Source organism: Ensifer adhaerens, from assembly GCF_020035535.1.
Taxonomy (GTDB): domain Bacteria; phylum Pseudomonadota; class Alphaproteobacteria; order Rhizobiales; family Rhizobiaceae; genus Ensifer.
The window spans coordinates 775,087-792,691 of record NZ_CP083350.1 but is presented as its reverse complement, the minus strand read 5'-3'; the positions used below and the strand labels follow the sequence as shown (position 1 = coordinate 792,691).

General features: G+C 63.1%; 16 protein-coding genes. 9 read left to right on the top strand and 7 right to left on the bottom strand.

Annotated features, from left to right (window positions below; all coding sequences use genetic code 11):
- The first annotated feature begins 9 nt into the window (after nucleotides 1-9).
- The 5 genes from LAC81_RS24070 (at nucleotide 10) to LAC81_RS24050 (ending at nucleotide 6,669) form a co-directional block, all read left to right on the top strand.
- Complete coding sequence (locus LAC81_RS24070) at nucleotides 10-969, top strand: carbohydrate ABC transporter permease (RefSeq protein ID WP_328717801.1); 960 nt, start codon at nucleotides 10-12, stop codon at nucleotides 967-969.
- Nucleotides 962-1,774, top strand: coding sequence for a carbohydrate ABC transporter permease (locus LAC81_RS24065; protein ID WP_043625687.1), 813 nt, complete (start codon nucleotides 962-964; stop codon nucleotides 1,772-1,774). Before LAC81_RS24070 ends, LAC81_RS24065 begins: the two co-directional genes overlap by 8 nt.
- A 4-nt stretch (nucleotides 1,775-1,778) precedes the next feature.
- Nucleotides 1,779-3,482, top strand: coding sequence for an amylo-alpha-1,6-glucosidase (locus tag LAC81_RS24060; protein ID WP_223729672.1), 1,704 nt, complete (start codon nucleotides 1,779-1,781; stop codon nucleotides 3,480-3,482).
- Nucleotides 3,483-3,496: 14 nt separating this feature from the next.
- Nucleotides 3,497-4,531 carry a LacI family DNA-binding transcriptional regulator gene (locus tag LAC81_RS24055; protein ID WP_223729671.1) on the top strand — a complete coding sequence of 345 codons (1,035 nt, stop codon included), beginning with the start codon at nucleotides 3,497-3,499 and terminating at the stop codon, nucleotides 4,529-4,531.
- A gap of 125 nt (nucleotides 4,532-4,656) precedes the next feature.
- Nucleotides 4,657-6,669 (top strand): beta-galactosidase, encoded by a 2,013-nt coding sequence (locus LAC81_RS24050; protein WP_223729670.1) that lies wholly within the window; start codon nucleotides 4,657-4,659, stop codon nucleotides 6,667-6,669.
- Between the two features lie 276 nt (nucleotides 6,670-6,945).
- Here the strand turns inward: LAC81_RS24050 and pcaF are convergent, their stop codons facing one another.
- The 3 genes from pcaF to LAC81_RS24035 are packed head-to-tail and all read right to left on the bottom strand — an operon-like array spanning nucleotide 6,946 to nucleotide 9,805.
- Nucleotides 6,946-8,151, bottom strand: coding sequence for a 3-oxoadipyl-CoA thiolase (gene pcaF / locus LAC81_RS24045; protein WP_223730310.1), 1,206 nt, complete (start codon nucleotides 8,149-8,151; stop codon nucleotides 6,946-6,948).
- The gene (locus LAC81_RS24040; protein ID WP_223729669.1) at nucleotides 8,151-8,933 is read right to left on the bottom strand and encodes a CoA-transferase subunit beta; all 783 of its coding nucleotides are present in this window, start codon (nucleotides 8,931-8,933) and stop codon (nucleotides 8,151-8,153) included. Before LAC81_RS24040 ends, pcaF begins: the two co-directional genes overlap by 1 nt.
- 11 nt (nucleotides 8,934-8,944) lie before the next feature.
- Complete coding sequence (locus LAC81_RS24035; protein WP_223729668.1) at nucleotides 8,945-9,805, bottom strand: CoA transferase subunit A; 861 nt, start codon at nucleotides 9,803-9,805, stop codon at nucleotides 8,945-8,947.
- Nucleotides 9,806-9,980: 175 nt separating this feature from the next.
- Between LAC81_RS24035 and LAC81_RS24030 the strand changes: the two genes are divergently transcribed.
- Both LAC81_RS24030 and LAC81_RS24025 read left to right on the top strand, forming a co-directional pair.
- On the top strand, nucleotides 9,981-10,736 hold the full coding sequence (locus tag LAC81_RS24030) for an IclR family transcriptional regulator (protein WP_223729667.1): 756 nt from the start codon (nucleotides 9,981-9,983) through the stop codon (nucleotides 10,734-10,736).
- Between the two features lie 88 nt (nucleotides 10,737-10,824).
- Entirely contained in the window at nucleotides 10,825-11,487 is a 663-nt protein-coding gene (locus LAC81_RS24025) for a sulfite oxidase-like oxidoreductase (RefSeq protein ID WP_223729666.1), read from the top strand.
- Nucleotides 11,488-11,502: 15 nt separating this feature from the next.
- Here LAC81_RS24025 and LAC81_RS24020 read toward each other — a convergent pair whose 3' ends face one another.
- Together LAC81_RS24020 and LAC81_RS24015 are read right to left on the bottom strand one after the other, a co-directional pair.
- Nucleotides 11,503-12,123 carry a TetR/AcrR family transcriptional regulator gene (locus LAC81_RS24020; protein WP_223729665.1) on the bottom strand — a complete coding sequence of 207 codons (621 nt, stop codon included), beginning with the start codon at nucleotides 12,121-12,123 and terminating at the stop codon, nucleotides 11,503-11,505.
- Nucleotides 12,108-13,577 carry an amidase gene (locus tag LAC81_RS24015; protein WP_223729664.1) on the bottom strand — a complete coding sequence of 490 codons (1,470 nt, stop codon included), beginning with the start codon at nucleotides 13,575-13,577 and terminating at the stop codon, nucleotides 12,108-12,110. The genes LAC81_RS24020 and LAC81_RS24015 overlap by 16 nt, the downstream gene beginning before the upstream one ends.
- Nucleotides 13,578-13,746: 169 nt before the next feature.
- Here LAC81_RS24015 and LAC81_RS24010 point away from each other — a divergent pair, with 169 nt between their 5' ends.
- Both LAC81_RS24010 and LAC81_RS24005 read left to right on the top strand, forming a co-directional pair.
- Entirely contained in the window at nucleotides 13,747-14,058 is a 312-nt protein-coding gene (locus LAC81_RS24010) for a hypothetical protein (protein WP_162768859.1), read from the top strand.
- Entirely contained in the window at nucleotides 14,058-14,999 is a 942-nt protein-coding gene (locus LAC81_RS24005; RefSeq protein WP_223729663.1) for a sterol desaturase family protein, read from the top strand. The genes LAC81_RS24010 and LAC81_RS24005 overlap by 1 nt, the downstream gene beginning before the upstream one ends.
- A gap of 49 nt (nucleotides 15,000-15,048) precedes the next feature.
- Here the strand turns inward: LAC81_RS24005 and LAC81_RS24000 are convergent, their stop codons facing one another.
- Together LAC81_RS24000 and LAC81_RS23995 are read right to left on the bottom strand one after the other, a co-directional pair.
- Entirely contained in the window at nucleotides 15,049-16,497 is a 1,449-nt protein-coding gene (locus tag LAC81_RS24000) for an NCS1 family nucleobase:cation symporter-1 (RefSeq protein WP_223729662.1), read from the bottom strand.
- Between the two features lie 126 nt (nucleotides 16,498-16,623).
- Nucleotides 16,624-17,511, bottom strand: a complete 888-nt coding sequence (locus LAC81_RS23995) for a helix-turn-helix domain-containing protein (protein ID WP_113539557.1) — start codon at nucleotides 17,509-17,511, stop codon at nucleotides 16,624-16,626.
- Nucleotides 17,512-17,605 lie beyond the last annotated feature (94 nt).

Genomic DNA, 17,605 nt, shown 5'->3' with positions numbered 1-17,605 from the left:
CCCGGGGAGATGGACATGACCTATGCAACAGCGGCGGAGCCGACGGTGGTCAAGCGCAAGCGCTCAGGCTTCGCCCGCCACATCGCGGCCTATCTGTTCATCTCCCCGTGGATTCTCGGGTTCCTGTTCTTCACGCTCGGTCCGCTCGTTTTCTCGCTGACGATGAGCTTCTATGACTGGCCTGTCGTCGGCGAGCGCAGCTTCGTCGGCCTCGAGAACTACCGCTCCATGCTCTTCGAGGACCCGCAGTTCTGGGAAAGCCTCTGGATCACGGTGAAGTTCGCGGCGATCTACGTGCCGTTCAACATCGTCATGTCGTTCCTACTGGCGCTGATGCTGCACCACATCACCTTCGCCAGCGGCTTCTTCCGCACTGCCTTCTACCTGCCGAGCGTCATTTCCGGCGTCGCGCTGGTGACGATCTGGAGCTGGATCTACAGCCGGGAATACGGCCTGCTGAACTTCATGCTGTCCTTCGTCGGCATCGAGGGGCCGAACTGGCTCGGCGACCCGAACCTGGCGATCGTCGCCATCATCATCGCCAGCCTCTGGGGGCTTGGCGGCACCATGCTGATCCTTCTGACGGGCCTGAAAGCGATCCCGAAGGAACTCTACGAGGCGGCGACGGTTTCGGGCGTTCCCGGCTGGGCGCAGATGCTGTTCATCACGCTCCCGATGCTCGGGCCGATGCTGCTCTTCACCTTCATCACCTCGATCATCTCCGCCTTCCAGCAGTTGACGATCGCGCTGCTTCTGACCAAGGGCGGCCCGCTCGGCTCCACCTATTTCTTCGCCATGTACATCTACGACAACGCCTTCAAGTATTTCGACATGGGCTACGCCGCCGCCGGCTCCTGGGTGATGTTCATCATCGTGCTTCTGCTCAGCCTCGGCGTCATGCGCTGGTCGGCCGCCTGGGTCTATTACGAAGGCGAAGTTCGCCAGAACGATGGAGAGCACAATGCGTAAGACCCTGCTCTATTCCGCGCTCATCCTGCTCTCGGCGCTGTTCATCGCGCCGTTCTACTGGACCTTCATGACGGCAATCAAAAGCTCAGCCGAGCTCTACCAGTTCCCGCCGGTCTTCTGGCCGTCGGAATGGCATTGGGAGAACTTTGCCGCCGCCTGGAACAAGCAGCCCTTCGGCACCTACCTCACCAATTCGCTGATCGTCGTGGTGCTGTCGACCATTGGCCAGCTGATCTCCTCGTCGCTCGTTGCCTATGGCTTTGCCCGGTTCCGTTTCCCCGGCCGTGACCCACTGTTTATTCTGCTGCTTGCCACCATGATGATCCCGTGGGACGTGAAAATGATCCCGCTCTACATGGAGTTCAACCTGCTCGGCTGGATCAACACGCTGAAGCCCTTGATCGTGCCCGCCTATTTCGCCGACGCCTTCTTCGTCTTCCTGCTGCGCCAGTACATCATGACCGTGCCGATGGAGATCGATGAAGCCGCGCGCATGGACGGCGCCAACGCTTTCGACATCTACTGGCGCATCCATCTGCCGCTGATGATGCCGGCCTTGGTGCTGGTCGGCACCTTCCACTTCATGAACGCCTGGAACGACTATCTCGGCCCGTTGATCTTCCTCAACGATCAGTCGAAATACACGCTGACGCTCGGGCTTTCGATGTTCAAGGGCCTGCACGAGGTGGATGTGACGTCTATCGCCGCGATCACCGTCATCCTCTGCCTGCCGCCGCTGGCACTCTTCTTCGTCGCCCAGCGCTACATCATGGATGGCGCGGTCGGCTCGTCGGTGAAGGGATAAGGGCATGCTGTTCGATATCGAATTTGTCCCCTTCAGCCGCAGGGGCCGGTTCCTGACGCTCTCGATGATGCGGGTACCGGGTCGCGACGGCGAGCGAGCGCTTTATCTGCGCCACGTTGCCGGCGGCGACGAGCGGCCGTCGCTCGGCCGCCTCTGCCGCGTCGAGTTTCTCGATGCAGCCGGGATGACCGCGACGCCCGTGCTCGTGCTTTCCCCGGAACGGCTCGATGCTCGCATCGGCGAGGGCGAGGTGACGTTTGTCATCGGCGAAGGGGAGCGGCTGCATATTGCCGGCAAGCGGGCCGGCGTGCGCTTCCATCTCGAAGGCTCGCGTTACGACTATGTCTACCGCACGCCTCAAGGCGAGGATTGCCTGGTCGCCGCGGTCGAGAACGTCAAGTTCATTCCGCGGGCTATCACCGGCAACCTGAAGGTTACCGGCGCCTGGCAGCACGATCATTCCGAAGACGTGTCCTTCGCGTTTTCGGGGGCCGGGGCTTTCGAGGGCAATGTCGATTTCTTCCGCACCGTGCCGCCTTTGGGCCGTCCGGGTCACTTCGCCGAGGCGCTTTCCGGTGCTGCGGCCGAATTCGCCGAATGGTATGCACGTGTTCCCAAGGGCGTTGAAGGCCGGGACGAGGCGCATTGTCTCGCAAGTTATCTGCTTTGGGCCAATGGCGTTCCAGCAGGTGGCGCGCTGACGCGGCCGGCGATCTACATGTCGAAGAACCACATGATCAACATCTGGAGCTGGGACAACGCCTTCTCCGCTCTCGGTGTGGCTGCCTTCGATCCGGATCTCGCCTTCGATCAGTTCGCAGCAATCTTCGACCATCAGGACGCCTCCGGCCTGCTGCCGGACTACATCAACGACCGCGACGTGCTGTTCGCCTTCACCAAGCCGCCGGTACATGGCTGGGCGGTGTCGCTGATCGCGGCTGCCGACCCGAGCTTCCTGACGGCAGAGCGCAAGTCTTACCTGCGCGACGCCATCGGCAAGCAGTTGGATTACTGGCTGACCTACGGCCGCGGGGATGCGACGAGCCTGCCGTCCTATTTCCACGGCAACGACAGCGGCTGGGACAACGCCACGTTCTTTGCCGAAGGCGGCCCGGTGATCTCGCCGGATTTGCCTGTTTTCCTGATCCTTGCCTGCGAGACGCTGGCGGATCTGCTGGAAGACGACACGGAACGCCAAGCGACGTGGCGGCGGAAAGCTGACGACCTGCAGGCGTTGCTGTTCGAGCGCCTCTGGACCGGTGAGACCTTTGGCGCGCGGCTCGCCGCGGATCCAGAGCGGATACTGCCGGGCGAAAACCTCATCCAGTTCATGCCGCTGCTGCTCGGTTCGCGTCTGACGCCTGACATGCGCGAGAAGCTTGTCGCGCGGCTCGTGGCCGGCGGTTTCATCACCGAATGGGGACCGGCAACTGAAAGCCCGAAGAGTTCCTTCTACGAGGACGACGGTTACTGGCGCGGGCCGATCTGGGCGCCGACGACGATGCTTCTGTGGGACGGTCTGCGCCGGCAAGGGAAGATTGAACTTGCGCATGAGGTCGCGGAAAAGTTCTGTTCACTTGCGAGCAAAAGCGGTATGGCCGAAAACTTCGACGCGCGCTCGGGGAGGGGCCTTCGCGATCGCGCATTCGCCTGGACATCCGCAGTCTATCTTGTGCTGGCAGCATCGCTCAGCGCTGACAACCCGTGACGAGCAGAACCGCCATGCAGAGACCGACGATCAAGACCATTGCGCAGGAGACGGGGCTTTCCATCGCCACCGTTTCCAAGGCCCTGAAGCATTCGCCTCAGGTTCGCCCGGAGACGCGCGCGATCGTAATCGAGGCGGCGGAACGCGTCGGCTACGAGCTCAACATGCATGGCGTGCAGTTGCGCACCGGCAAGACCTATCAGGTCGCAGCCATCATGACCGCGCCGGGCCCGAAGCAGAACGAATGGGAAGGCGTCGAATACGCCCAGCTCCTGAGCGGCATTTCCTGGGCGCTCGAAGACAGCCCCTATCGCGTCTCGCTCTATGCGGTCCGGAATTTTGAAGAAAGCCAGGCGGTCATCAAGCAGATCGTATCGCTGAAAAAGGCCGACGGCATCATCATCTCCGGCACGCGCGCCGACGATCCACGCATCCGCACCATGCAGGCGGCGGACTTCCCGTTCGTCACCTACGGCACCAGCATTCACAATGCGCCGCATGCCTATGTCGATGCCGACAACGAGCAGATGATCCGGGTGTCGATGGCGCGGCTCACCGAGCGCGGCCATCGCCGCATCGCGCTGCTCAATCCGCTCTCGGACCTGAGCTACGGCATCACTCGGCTCGAGGCCTACAAACATGCGCTTGAAGTCGCAGGCCTCCCCTATGATCCGGCGCTCGTCGCCCATGGCCGGCTGACGCCGGCCTTCGGCCGCGAGAACGTGCTGACCATGTCGGAGCTGAGCGATCCGCCGACCGCCTATATCTGCGCCAACGAAGCCTCCGCACTCGGCGCTTTCTCGGGCTTCCATGAGCGCGGGCTGGTGCACGGCCGTGACGCGGTGATCAACGCCACCGACGATCTCAATGTCAGCCAGTATTTCGCGCCGCCGATCACCACCTACTATCTGCCGATCAGCGAACCGAGCAGCCTGCTCGGCGCCTACATCCTCAGGCGCATGGAGGGCGAGCCGCCGGAGGCGCTGCAGACGCTTCTGATGCCGAACCTGATCGAGCGCTGCGACGACCGCTTGAACCCGAACCGTTGACGAATTTCGCGCCCAATCTGGGCGCTCTTTCATGTCTTTGAATATAAACGTTTATATTTCAAGGCCGTACTGACAAACCCGAGGCCGGACCCAACCGGCCGAGAGAATGACGAAGGACCGGACCCGTGCACATGCCCCTGACGAGATCGAACCGCTTCAACGCCAAAGAGCAGCAGACCGACATGCTGGAACTCGGCGTCTGCTACTATCCGGAGCAGTGGCCGCGCGAAAAATGGGAAGAGGATGCCCGCCGCATGGTCGAGCTCGGCCTTGCTTGGGTGCGCATCGGTGAATTCGCCTGGGCGAAGATCGAGCCCCGCTCGGGCGAGTTCCATTGGGAGTGGCTGGACGACGCCATCGAGGTACTCGGCAATGCAGGCCTCAAGGTGATCTTGGGAACGCCGACCGCCGCACCGCCGAAGTGGCTGATCGATCGCAATCCGGACATCCTGCCGGTCGACGTCAAGGGTGTGGTGCGCAAGTTCGGCGCCCGCCGCCACTATTGCTTCTCCAGCCGCCGCTACCGCATCGAGGCGGCACGCATTTCCGAAGCCATGGCCGAGCGCTATGGCAAGAACACTTTCGTCCATGCCTGGCAGACGGATAACGAGTACGGCGACCACGACACGATCTACAGCTATTCCGACGAGGCGCTGCGCGCCTTCCGCGAATGGCTCGAAGTCCGTTATGGCACGGTCGAGGAGCTGAACCGCGCCTGGGGTACGGCCTTCTGGGCGATGAACTATCTGAGCTTCGACGAGGTCGAGCTTCCGAACAACCTCGTGGAAGAGCCGAGCCCGACCCATATCGTCGACTACATCCGCTTCTCCTCCGACCAGGTGAAGAGCTTCAACAAGGCACAGGTCGACATCATCCGCAAGCATTCTCCGGGCCGCCCGGTCACGCACAATTTCATGTCGCAGAACACCGACTTCGATCACTATAAGGTCGGCGAGGACATCGATATCGCGTCATGGGACGTCTATCCGATGGGCGGTCTGCTCAACGGCCGTCTCTCGTCGGAAGACAAGGGCCGGTATCTGCGCGTCGGCGATCCGGACCAACCGGCCTTCAACCACGACCTCTACCGCGCCGTCGGCAACGGCCGCGTTTGGGTGATGGAGCAACAGCCGGGCCCGGTGAACTGGGCCTCGCACAACCAGTCGCCGGCCGACGGCATGGTTCGCCTCTGGACCTGGCTTGCCTATGCCCATGGCGTCGATATGGTCTCCTATTTCCGCTGGCGGCAGGTGCCGTTCGCGCAGGAGCAGTTCCATGCCGGCCTGCTCCTGCCGAACAGCGAGGCCGACCAGGGCTATCTCGAAGTCGCGCAGGTGGCCGAGGAGATGAAGCGTCTGCCGAAGGGTGAGCGCCGCGAGAAGGCGAAGGTCGCGATCCTGCTCGACTACAATTCGCGCTGGGCGACGCGTGCGCTGCCGCAGGGCAGCACCTATCTGGCGTCGCAGATCGCGCTCGACTGGTATTCGACGGTTGCCCGCCTTGGAGTCGACGTCGATTTCATCGGCCAGCACTCGGACCTCGACGGCTACCAGCTGGTGCTGGCACCCGACCTCGTCATTCCCGACCAGGCCTTCGTTCAGAAGCTTGCGGCCTCCGGTGCCAAGGTGCTTTTCGGACCGCGCAGCGGCAGCAAAACCGAGGACATGCACATCCCCGAGGGCCTGCCGCCGGGCCCGCTCGCCTCACTGATCGACGTCAGCGTCGCCCGCGTCGAGTCGCTGCCGGAGTTTCACGGTGAAAGTGTACTCTACGGCAACGAGACCTATCCGGCCGGCGTTTGGCGCGAAACGGTCCGCACCAACGAAACCGTGCTTGCGACCTTCGAGGGCGACTATCGCAATGGCGCTCCGGCGCTCGTCGGCAATGACAAGGCGCGCTACATGGCAACCGGCGCTCGCGGCGGGCTCCTGGACAAGGTGATTGGCGATGCGCTCGGCTGGGCCTCGGTCGAAGCGCTGGCCGATCTCGGCGATCTGCGCATCACCCGCCGCGGCAAGCTCGCTTTCGCCTTCAACTACGGCAAGACGGCCGTGGACGTGCCGGCGTCTGCGGGCGCAACCTTCCACGTCGGCGGCCGTAAGCTCGGCCCCGTCGACGTTGCGATCTGGTCGGAATAGCACAGGGCGGAGAGGCCGCTTCGAACGCTGACAGTGGTGTTTGGCGGGAGAGCCCTCAATCTGCTTCATCCTCGCCCTCGTGGCGGGGATCCAGCGACCCGACGTCCGTCGGGTCAGAGACTCTCTCGGCCCAAGTCCTTGGGCCTGCTGGATTCCTGTGACAAGCACAGGAATGACGGAGAAATTGGCTGCCTCCGGCTTTTCAATCGCTCGAATCAACGAGCCCGTCCTTACCAAAGGACGGGCTCGTTGCGTTAGACGGTATTGTTTCCGCGGTCAGACCCGCTCCAGCGCCACCGCGATGCCCTGCCCGACGCCGATGCACATGGTCGAGAGCGAATAGCGCCCGCCGGTTTCCTGCAGCTCGAGTGCTGCCGTACCAGTGATGCGGGCGCCGGACATGCCGAGCGGGTGGCCGAGCGCGATGGCGCCGCCGTTGCGGTTGACGCGCTGATCGTCGTCGGCAATGCCGAGGTCGCGAAGAACGGCAAGGCCCTGCGAGGCGAAGGCTTCGTTGAGCTCGATGACATCGAACTGCGGCTGCTTCAGCCCGAGGCGCGCCATCAGTTTCTTCGACGCTGGCGCCGGTCCCATGCCCATGATGCGTGGCGGCACGCCGGCGGCAGCACCGCCGAGAACGCGCGCGATCGGCCTGAGCCCGTACTTCTTTATGGCCGCTTCCGAGGCGATGATCAGGGCGGTCGCGCCGTCGTTGACGCCGGAGGCGTTGCCGGCCGTCACCGTGCCGCCTTCCTTTTTGAAGGGCGTGCCGAGCTTGGCGAGCGCCTCCATCGTCGTTGCGCGCGGGTGCTCGTCGCGATCGACAATGACAGGCTCGCCCTTTCGCTGTGGGATCGTCACGGCAACGATCTCCTTCGCCAGCCGGCCGTTGCCCTGCGCGGCAGCAGCCTTCGCCTGGCTGCGGACGGCGAAGGCATCCTGGTCCTCGCGGCTGACATGGAAATCCGCGGCGACGTTCTCGCCGGTCTCGGGCATGGAATCGACACCGTATTGTTTCTTCATGACCGGATTGATGAAGCGCCAGCCGATGGTCGTGTCGTAGATCTCGGCATTGCGGGAGAAGGCGGTGTCGGCCTTCGGCATCACGAAGGGTGCACGCGACATGCTTTCGACGCCCCCGGCGATCATCAGCTCGGCCTCGCCCGCCTTGATGGCGCGGGCCGCCGCGATGACCGCATCCATGCCGGAGCCGCAGAGGCGGTTGATCGTGGTCCCGGTCACGCCGACCGGTAGACCGGCCAAGAGCAGCGACATGCGCGCGACGTTGCGATTGTCCTCGCCCGCCTGGTTGGCACAGCCGAAGATCACGTCGTCGACGGCGTCCCAGTCGACGTCGGCGTTGCGTTCGAGCAGCGCCTTCAGCGGGATCGCGCCGAGATCGTCGGCCCGGACGGAGGAGAGCGAGCCGCCGAAACGGCCGATTGGGGTGCGGATGTAGTCGCAGATGAAAGCCTCGGCCATCATGCAGCCTCCTTTTTGCCCTGGTGCGCCTTCTTGGTGCGGGCATTGATGTCGCGAAGGGTGGTCAGTTCCAGGTCGGTTGGAGCCGGCGTCTCGATCACTTGATCCGCGAACTTGATCGCCCAGCCGCAATTCTCGACGATCTGCTCGCGCGTAACACCCGGATGGATGGAAACGACGGTCAGTTCCTTGGTCTGCGGATCCGGTTCGAGGATGCAGAGGTCTGTGATGACGCGGGTCGGTCCCTTGGTCTTCATGCCGAGCCGTTCGCGGTGGTCGCCACCTTCGCCATGGCCCATGGAGGTGATGAAGGGAAGCTTCTCGACAAAGCCGCGCTTTGAGAGCGCCATGGTGATGAAGATGCGGCCGCAATTGGAGGCGATCTCCGGCGCGCCGCCGCCGCCGGGGAGGCGCACTTTCGGATGGTCATAGGGGCCGACGACCGTGGTGTTGAGATTGGCGAACCTGTCGATCTGGGCGCCGCCGAGAAAGCCGGTGGTGATGCGGCCGCCCTGCAGCCAGTAACGGAACATTTCCGGCACGGAGACGGTGAAGAGGGCGGTGTCGCAGAGTTCGCCGTCGCCGATCGAAAGCGGCAGCACGTCCGGCTTGGTCCCGACCGTGCCGCTTTCGTAGATCAGCGTGATATCCGGCGCATGCGTCAGCCGCGCGACGTTGCAGGCGGCAGACGGCGCGCCGATGCCGACGAAGCAGACGTCGTCGTTGGAAAGCGCCCGGGCGGCGGCGATCGTCATCATTTCGGTGGGGGTAAAATCGCTCATCCTATCCTCCCTCAGGCCGCTTTGGCCGGTCTGCTGCCGGCATGCTTGGCGAAATCTTCCGGTCTGGAGTCGAGCACGTTTTCCTTGATCCAGGCGGTGAAGCTGTCGCGGTCGCGGGCGATCTCGTCCCAGCCAATGTAGAAGGCGTTGGAGCGCGGATAGTAGCCGTGCGCGTAGGACGGGAAGGCGCCGCCCGGAACATGGGCAACGGATGTGACCGCCCAGCTGGGCAGAACGAGGGAATTGGGCGACGGCGGGTTGAGCTCGTCGACGATCTCCTCGACCGTGACGATCGAGCGCTTGGCGGCAAGAACCGCCTCCTTCTGCACGCCGACGATGCCTTCGATCAGCACGTTGCCCTTCCTGTCGGCGCGTTGCGCATGAATGATCGTGACGTCAGGGCGGATCGCCGGCACGGCGGCGAGCACTTCGCCGGTAAACGGGCAGGTGACCGACTTGATATTAGGGTTCACCTTCGGCAGGTCGGCGCCAATGTAGCCACGCAGCGCCGCAAACGGCAGGTTGGCGGCGCCCGCTTCATAGGCATTGGCCATAGCCGCGTGGGAATGTTCCTCGATCTCCAGCGGGCGCGGCCACTGGTTTTCGACGGCGTCACGGAAGCGATGCAGCGAGCCGACGCCCGGATTGCCGCCCCAGGAAAACTTCATGCCGCGCGCCGCACCAACGCCGATCAGCTGGTCGTAGAGAATATCGGGCGTCATGCGCACGAGATAGAGGTCCTTGCGACCCTGGCGGATCACCTCATGGCCTGCGGCATAGGGGATCAGATGGGTGAAGCCTTCCATGGCGACGGTGTCGCCATCCCTGACATTGTCGCCGACGGCCTCGGCGAGCGAAACGATCTTCGCCATGTTTCCTCTCTTCGTCTGCTGTTGTGTTGGCGCCTGCGGCCTGTCTGGCGGCGACGACTAGCTCTTCCGCATGCCAATAAGCGCCGATCGTCCGGATCGGTCAAATATTTTGTGCGATATTTGACTTTTGTTCGTATATCGCACAAAATCGAATGGCGTGATTTGGGAGGCAAGGATGCGGGAAACAGATTTCGTCAGCGGTTTTGCGCGGGGCTTGACGGTGATCGAAGCCTTCGATGAAACGCGGCCGAAGCTGTCGATCGCCGAGGCGTCCAAGATCACCGGGCTTGACCGGGCGACGGTGCGCCGATCGCTGTTGACCCTCTCCGAGCTCGGCTATGCCGACTATGACGGCAAGTTCTTCGCGCTGACGCCGAAGATCCTGCGCCTCGGCCATGCCTACTTGTCAGCTACACCGCTACCGACGATCATCCAGCCCTATCTCGATCAGCTTTCGGATCGCGCCGGCCAGAGCGCCTCGGCCTCGGTGCTGGACGGAGCCGAAATCGTCTATATCGCCCGCGCCTCGCAGAAGCGGGTGATGTCGATCAACCTGACGACCGGCTCGCGCCTGCCCGCCTATTGCGCCTCCATGGGGCGAGTGTGGCTCGCAGCACTGCCGGAACAAGAGGCGCGAGAGATCCTTTCACGATCGAACCTCAAGGCGAACACGCCCTATACGAAAACGGATCCGGAGGACCTGATGGCCGAGTTCCGCCGCGTGCGCGACCAGGGCTACGCGCTGATCGATCAGGAACTGGAGCTTGGTCTCTGCTCGATTGCCGTGCCGCTCGAGAACGATCGCGGCCGGATCGTTGCGGCGCTGAACATCGGTGCGCCGGCCGCACATGTGGCCGCAGCGGAGATGGTGGAGCGCTATCTGCCGCTGCTCAAGGAGACACAGGCGGCGCTGCGTGTGGTTCTGAGATAGCACCGTCGAGCCTGGCGCTTGACCTTGCGCGCCGTCGCCCTTCTTATTCCCACTTGGCGAGTGAATTCGGGCCGGGGAGAAGAGCATCATGACCGACGACACGCATCCGCCGGAAACCAAGCTCACGACGACGAAGCGGCGCTGGGCCGCCGATGGCAAGTTCCTGACCGGAAAGGTCACCCGACCGGAAGACGAACGGCTGCCGCCGGGCCAGCATCTGGTCAAGGACTGGCCGGTACTCGACCTCGGTCAGCAGCCGATCATTCGAACGGAAAGCTGGCGGCTGGATGTTAGGGGGGTGGTCGAGCATCCCTTGTCGCTCGGCTGGGCTGATTTCAGGGCTCTGCCGCAAAGCGACAGGCTTTCGGACATGCACTGCGTCACCACCTGGTCGCGCTATGACAATCGCTGGCAGGGTGTCGCGACCCGCGACCTCTTGGACCAGGTGATGCCGAAGCCCGAGGCGAGCCACGTCATGCTGACGAGCTATGACGGCTACACGACCAATTTGCCGCTCGAGGACTTCGCCGCGGAAGATGCGATCCTGGCGACGGAGTGGGAGGGGCAGCCGATCACCCGAACCCACGGCGGGCCGATGCGGCTGATCGTTCCGCACCTCTATTTGTGGAAGAGCGCCAAGTGGCTGACGCGGATCGATTTTCGCGCCGGCGACGCCGCCGGTTTCTGGGAGAAGAACGGCTATCACATGCGCGGCGATCCGTGGCGGGAGGAGCGCTATTCCGGCGACTGATAGCATCGCCGCGCCTCAAGGTTTTGCCGGCGCCATCAGCGACTGCAGCCCTGCGAGCTGATAGCGCCAGAAGAGGTCGATCGCGACCTGAATGGATGGTGCGTCCTCGTGCGCTCCGAGCGTGTCGGCGATCGTGTCTATGGTTCTGGTGAAGGTGCGCTCGAGCATGAAGCGCATCAGCGGCGAGAGCGCTGCTTCGCCCTGGGTCTCGATCATGTATCGCGACGCAAGCCGGGTCATCTCGCGCACCATCAGGCCTCTGACATGGGCAAAGCGTGTGCCGTCCGCGCCGCGAAGCAGGATCAGGACGGCGAACCGCTGTTCGATCCAGAAGGACAGAAGGGCCCGGGCAGGCTCCGAGCCCCGGGCATCTGCCGTCAGCCAGTTGCCGATCGAGCGCAGCTCCCGCACGCGGGCGCGCAAAAGCCGCAGCAATTTCCCGGCAAGAGATGGCGTCACGACCTCATGGAACAGAGCCTCCTTGTCGGCGAAATATTTGTAGATGTTGCTGGGGCTCGTACCGGCGCGCTCCGCGACATCGGCAAGCTTTGCCTTCTCGAAGCCCTGCTCGGCGAATACCGCAGCCGCGGCCGCAATGAGCCGCTCGCGCACTTCCTGTTTCAGGCGCTGAGGCATGAGAGCCTTTCCGAAAGCGCGACCAGTCTTGGCTGCCAGGGCATAGCTTCTTCCAGCTGGAAGGCAAGCGAGAAGAGCAGCGCATCCTCGCCCGTTGCAGCGGCGAAGTGGCACCCGAGCGGCAGTCCGTCCTGCGTCCAGCAAAGCGGCACCGACATGGCCGGCCATCCGGCGAAGGAAGCCACATTGGTGAAGCCGGCGAGCCGTTCGGTGAAGGCGATGAGTTGGTCCGGATCCTCAGTCGGGCCCTCCGTCCCAAGCGGGAAGGCGGAGAAGGGAACGGTGGGCGAGAGCAGCACGTCATAGGCGGCGATCGTCCGGTTTGCCTGTGCTTCGGCGATCGCCGTCGCCCTCATGGCGTCCGCGATGGCTGCCTCCGGCAGTCGCCGCGCGCGTCGGACGAGCTCGACAGTATATGGCTCGAACAGGGCCTCGTCGAAGGCACCGCCCATCATGGCCGCGATCTGGTCGAACAGGCCGGCGAGGGCGGTGCCGGTCAGCGCGAAGAATGCCTGGCTGATTTCCCGCGCGTCGACATCGGGGCCATCGCACGCGATGACGTCGTGGCCGAGCGCCTCGCAGACCGAAATGGCGGTGTTCAGCGCGTCTTCGCCTGATGCGGAAACGCCGTGCCCGAAGGCATCGCGCCGATAGACGCCGATGCGCAGCCGCTTCCGTGATCCGCGCTTCAGGTCGTCGATCGAGGGCAGGGCTTGGGGCACGTCCTTGCGTTCCGTTGCGGCAAGCCAGGTGGCGCTGTCGCGTACCGATCGACTGACGCAATGGTCGCCGATCAGCCGCGCCGTGGGCATGGTCGGCGGCAGGCCGGCATTCACCGTGCGGTCGCGGCTCGGCTTGAAGCCGAAGAGCCCGCAGAAGGAGGAAGGCCCACGGATCGATCCGCCACCGTCGGACGCGTGGGCGATCGGCACCATGCCGGAGGCGACGGCCGCGACGGCGCCCCCCGACGATCCGCCCGTCGAAAGGGACGGGTTCCAGGGGTTCTTCGTCGCGCCATGGGCGAGTGTCTCTGTGGTGCCGAGCAGGCCGAACTCCGATGTCGTCGATTTGCCGAGGACAATCAGGCCGGCCGCGTCGAGCGCCGCGGTATATTCCGATCCGCCTTGAGCGGGTTGCCCCTTGAACAACCGGGAGCCGAAACCGGCATGGTGGCCGGGATAGCCGAGCAGGTCTTTCAGCAGTGTCGGCACGCCGGCAAAAGGCATGCCCGCCGTCGGCCGCATCTCCCGGGCTTGTTTGCGGGCAAGATCGAAGTCGCTGGAGGCAAGGACGTTGAGGTGCGGGTTCAGCCGTTCGATGCGCTTTATCGCGGCATCGACGAGTTCAAGCGGAGAGACCGCGCCGGTTGATACAAGTCGGGCCTGATCGGTTGCGTCCAGTGATGCCAGGCTTTCCAATTGGTCCGGCGAGGCTTCGCTGTTCATCGGGCGCATCGGCGCGTCTCCTTCTGACTGTGAAAAGAGAATTTCAGATTCTCTTTTCACAGTCAATGAAAGGTTGCTTCGGCCTGTGTCCGGTTGCATCCTTCGGCTTTCCGCAATGCTCGTGTAATCCGCTCCCCTCAAAGTTCGGCAATGACGTTTCAAACAAGGACGGTTGTCGATGCGGTTGGTCGTCTTGCCAATGTGGATGCTGCTGTTCGGTGCGGGCTCGAGTCATGCCGACGACAAAGGGCTGTGGATTGCGGACGATCCGCAGCGGACCGCACAGCATCTGTACGATCCCTGTCGTGATGGTCGGTTAAGTGACGGAAAACCGCGCACATGCACCGAGATCCGGCACATGTATGTCGGCAAGAGGTGGGGCGATCGGTCCGAGCCGGACTATCGCCTGGATGCATGTTCCGATGGGCGCGTCAGCGACGGCCGCCCGCGCACATGCCGCGAATTGCTGGATTGGATGGAGCGTCGTTGATGATTTCAGAGCGCCGCCGCGCCCTTGCGAAGGCCGGGTACCTGCTAAAGCGAATGTTGCGATACCTGTCCTGGCCTCTGGTGTTCTTTTCCGGGCTGTTGGGTTCGTACTTCGCCTTTGCAAGCACCCACCCGATGATCGCTTTCGCGACGGTCTATGCCGCCGCAGTCTTTGCCCTGTTCCTTCTCGAGCGCTACATCCCCTACGAGCGGCGCTGGCTCTTATCAGATGGCGAGACGGTGAACGACATCGGGCATACGCTGGCGACGAAGGGGCTGCTGCAACTGGCGGGCCTGATCGCCGCCGTCTTCCCCATGTATGCCGCCAACATCCTGCAGCCGCTTGCCGCGCTGAAGTTCGGGCTTTGGCCGGCCGATTGGCCGATGATGGTTCAGGTGGCGCTGGCGGTGGTGATCGCCGAACTGGGTCTCTATTGGGCGCATCGCATCGCCCATGAAAAGCTGTTCTTCTGGCGGTTTCACGCCCTGCATCACAGCGTCGTGCGGCTCTGGGTCATCAATACCGGCCGTTTCCACGTTGCCGATTCGCTCTTCAAGCTCGCAATGAGCCAGATCCCGCTTTATTTCCTCGGCGCGCCGCTTCATGTTTTCTGGTGGCTTGGGGCCGTTACGGCGTTCATGGGCATCCTTACGCATTGCAATGTCGATATGCGCACCGGTGTCTTCGACTATGTCTTCAGCACACCGCGCCTGCATCGCTGGCACCATTCGAAGGATCTGAGCGAAGGCAACATGAACTACGGCGAGAACGTCGTGATCTGGGATCTGATTTTCAGGACCTACTATAACCCCAACCGCCCATCCTCCACCGACATCGGCATCAAGGGGCAGATCGCGCCGGGCTTTCTGAAGCAATTGGCCCAGCCCTTTACCAAGGAAGGCGTTCGCCAGATTCTGGGTCGCCCGGGCCGAGGCTCGTGATGGCCTCGAGGCCGCACCCGATCGTCTGACCGGGTGCGGCGCTGGACGACTAGGAGGCAAAGGCCGGCTTGCGTTCGCCGATCCTCAGCACATAGTAGATCGCCCCGCCGATCGCGACGCCGAAGAACCAGCCATAGATTCCCCACCAGGCCGGCAGGACGTTGGTGAATGTCGGCAGGATCGACGAGAACAGAGCGCCGATCGCAAAGGCGACGAAGGCGCTGCCGTGCCATCCGCCCTGGAAGCGGAACTCGCCATCCTCATGGTAGAGCGCTTCGACGTTCAGTTGCCCCCTGCGGATGAGATAGTAGTCGACCATCATCACCCCGAAGATCGGCCCCATCGTCGACCCGATGAAGTTGACGAAATGCGCCGCACCCGTTTCCCAAGGGGCGAAGGGATAGAGGACGAGGGCTATCAAGGCTGCGATATAGCCGCCGCGCTTGAAGTTGATCTGCCGCGGAAAGACGTTGGCGAAATCGAAGGCGGGCGACACGAAGTTCGCCACCACGTTGATGCCAAGCGTTGCCACCGCAAAGGTGAGAGCCGCAAGCAGCGCCAGGAACCAGCTGTCGAATTTCGCCGAAATCTGGTCCGGGTGCAGCAGCACTTCGCCATAGACGGCAAAGGCGGCCGTCGTCGTCACGCCGGCAACGAGGCAGAAGGCAAGCAGATTGATCGGCAGGCCCCAGAGATTGCCCTTGCGCAGCGTCTTTACGTCCGTCGCATAACGCGAGAAGTCGCAGAAGTTCAGATAGAGCGCTGCGAAATAGGTGATCCAGGTGGCGGCGACTGCCGCAAGTGCGGGGAAGCTGCCGGGCTCCCAGGGCACGCCCGCATCCCTGGTTTTCTCGATGAGCACGTCGCGCGGAATTTCCGAGCCGAAGGAGAAGGTGCCCGATTTGACGATCAGGTAGACGGCAAGGATCAGCATCATGATCCAGACCGCGGGGCCAGCCCAGTCCTGAAACTTGCGCACGGTCTCCATGCCGCGCTGGATGATCAACAGTTGCAGCGACCAGACGACGACGTAGCAGATGACCTCGAGCGTCGAGTGGCCGAGCATGTGGCTGTTCTGGTGGAAGGCCAGCATGCTTTCGTTGCGGACGAGAAGGGCGACGATCGCGCCCGAGGCGGCGGCCGTCTGTGCGCCATACCAGAAGCAGGCGACGACGGCGCGCACCAGCGCCGGCACGTTTGCGCCGAAGGTGCCGAAGGAGGCGCGCGCGAGTACCGGGAAGGGCACACCGGTACGAACGCCCGCATTGCCGACGAGGCTCATCAGGAAGAAGATCACCAGCGATCCGATGCCGATCGCGATGACGAAGTTCACGAAGCTGCCGCAGAGCAGGAACAGACTTGCTGCGAGGTAATAGCCCCACAGGCTATGCACGTCGGATGTCCATACATTGAAGATGCTGAAAGCGCCCCAACGGCGCTCCTCGGCCGGTGCCAGATCCTCGTTATACAACGAGGGCGACGGATCGCGTACTGCCATGTCTTCCTCCGTATATCCTCCGGGTCCCCCTCGGACCCGAGCCTTGATTCTGCTCCCGTTTTGAGTCGTTGCAAAAGTCTTTTTGGATTGTATGCAATTTCCGCGCAGGGCGATGTTGTTGGCGGGTCAGGCGCCGAGCCTGTCCCGCTCTGCCAGCCGCCAGGCGCGGGGTGTCACGCCCGTCTGGCGCAGGAAGAAACGGGAGAAATAGGCGGGATCGGCGAAGCCAAGGCGGAAGCTGATTTCCTGGACGCTGGCGCGGGTGAAAACGAGTTCGCGCCGCGCCTCACCGACAAGCTTTTGCGCGATCATCTCGTGAGCGCTGAGACCGGCGATCGCGCGCGTGATCCGGTTGAGATGGGTCGGCGACAGGCCGAGCTCGCGGGCATAGGCGGCGGCCGGCCAATGCGAGCGGTGGTGCTGCTGCAAAAGCGCCTGGAAGCGCTGGACTCTTCGTTCGTTTTCACTGTCGGCTGTATCGTCCCGCTCGTCGCTCGCTTCGTCGAGGCGCGCTGTCAGCGTCAGGACGGAGGTAAGATACGCATCCAGCAGGTCTGCGCGATTGCTGCGGCTGGTCTCCCATTCCTTGGCCAAACGTGTGAGGGTCGCGGCGATATAGGCCGCATCCTCGCGGTCATCGAGCCGGGTCATATGCGGCGCCGCGAGCCAGGAGCCGAGCCGGTTGCGCTCGCCGGGTGATGTCTTCAGATGGGACGCCAGAATGGTGAAGACGAAGCCGTCGATGTTGCGCGAGAAGCGGAAGCCGTGGTTAAGCGCCGGCGGAACGGTGATGACCATAGGCGGTTCGATCATGTGCACGCCACTGCCAAAGACCGCATCGCCCGAGCCGCCGGCAATGTACAAGATCTGAAAGAAGCTCTCGTGCCGGTGCAGCCCGATTTCCCAGTGGTAGAGGCTGCTTCGTGACGGGATGGTCTCGCAATGCAGCCAGAAATCCGGCCGTTCACCGGTCTTTTCTCCATAGAGTTCGTAGGTCGGAACCGTCTTCTTCATGTCGCGCGCTCTGAAGCCATGTTCGATTTGTGCAATTTCATGTCGGCTTTGTCCATTGAGAGCGAAGCCGGCCGCGCGCAGATTTTGTCAAAAG

Bases quoted from the DNA above. Each gene is read 5' to 3' on its own strand.
- LAC81_RS24070 (WP_328717801.1), top strand. From the start codon at position 10: ATGGACATGACCTATGCAACAGCGGCGGAGCCGACGGTGGTCAAGCGC.
- LAC81_RS24065 (WP_043625687.1), top strand. From the start codon at position 962: ATGCGTAAGACCCTGCTCTATTCCGCGCTCATCCTGCTCTCGGCGCTG.
- LAC81_RS24060 (WP_223729672.1), top strand. From the start codon at position 1,779: ATGCTGTTCGATATCGAATTTGTCCCCTTCAGCCGCAGGGGCCGGTTC.
- LAC81_RS24055 (WP_223729671.1), top strand. From the start codon at position 3,497: ATGCAGAGACCGACGATCAAGACCATTGCGCAGGAGACGGGGCTTTCC.
- pcaF (WP_223730310.1), bottom strand. From the start codon at position 8,151: ATGGCCGAGGCTTTCATCTGCGACTACATCCGCACCCCAATCGGCCGT.
- LAC81_RS24040 (WP_223729669.1), bottom strand. From the start codon at position 8,933: ATGAGCGATTTTACCCCCACCGAAATGATGACGATCGCCGCCGCCCGG.
- LAC81_RS24035 (WP_223729668.1), bottom strand. From the start codon at position 9,805: ATGGCGAAGATCGTTTCGCTCGCCGAGGCCGTCGGCGACAATGTCAGG.
- LAC81_RS24030 (WP_223729667.1), top strand. From the start codon at position 9,981: ATGCGGGAAACAGATTTCGTCAGCGGTTTTGCGCGGGGCTTGACGGTG.
- LAC81_RS24025 (WP_223729666.1), top strand. From the start codon at position 10,825: ATGACCGACGACACGCATCCGCCGGAAACCAAGCTCACGACGACGAAG.
- LAC81_RS24020 (WP_223729665.1), bottom strand. From the start codon at position 12,123: ATGCCTCAGCGCCTGAAACAGGAAGTGCGCGAGCGGCTCATTGCGGCC.
- LAC81_RS24015 (WP_223729664.1), bottom strand. From the start codon at position 13,577: ATGCGCCCGATGAACAGCGAAGCCTCGCCGGACCAATTGGAAAGCCTG.
- LAC81_RS24010 (WP_162768859.1), top strand. From the start codon at position 13,747: ATGCGGTTGGTCGTCTTGCCAATGTGGATGCTGCTGTTCGGTGCGGGC.
- LAC81_RS24005 (WP_223729663.1), top strand. From the start codon at position 14,058: ATGATTTCAGAGCGCCGCCGCGCCCTTGCGAAGGCCGGGTACCTGCTA.
- LAC81_RS24000 (WP_223729662.1), bottom strand. From the start codon at position 16,497: ATGGCAGTACGCGATCCGTCGCCCTCGTTGTATAACGAGGATCTGGCA.
- LAC81_RS23995 (WP_113539557.1), bottom strand. From the start codon at position 17,511: ATGAAGAAGACGGTTCCGACCTACGAACTCTATGGAGAAAAGACCGGT.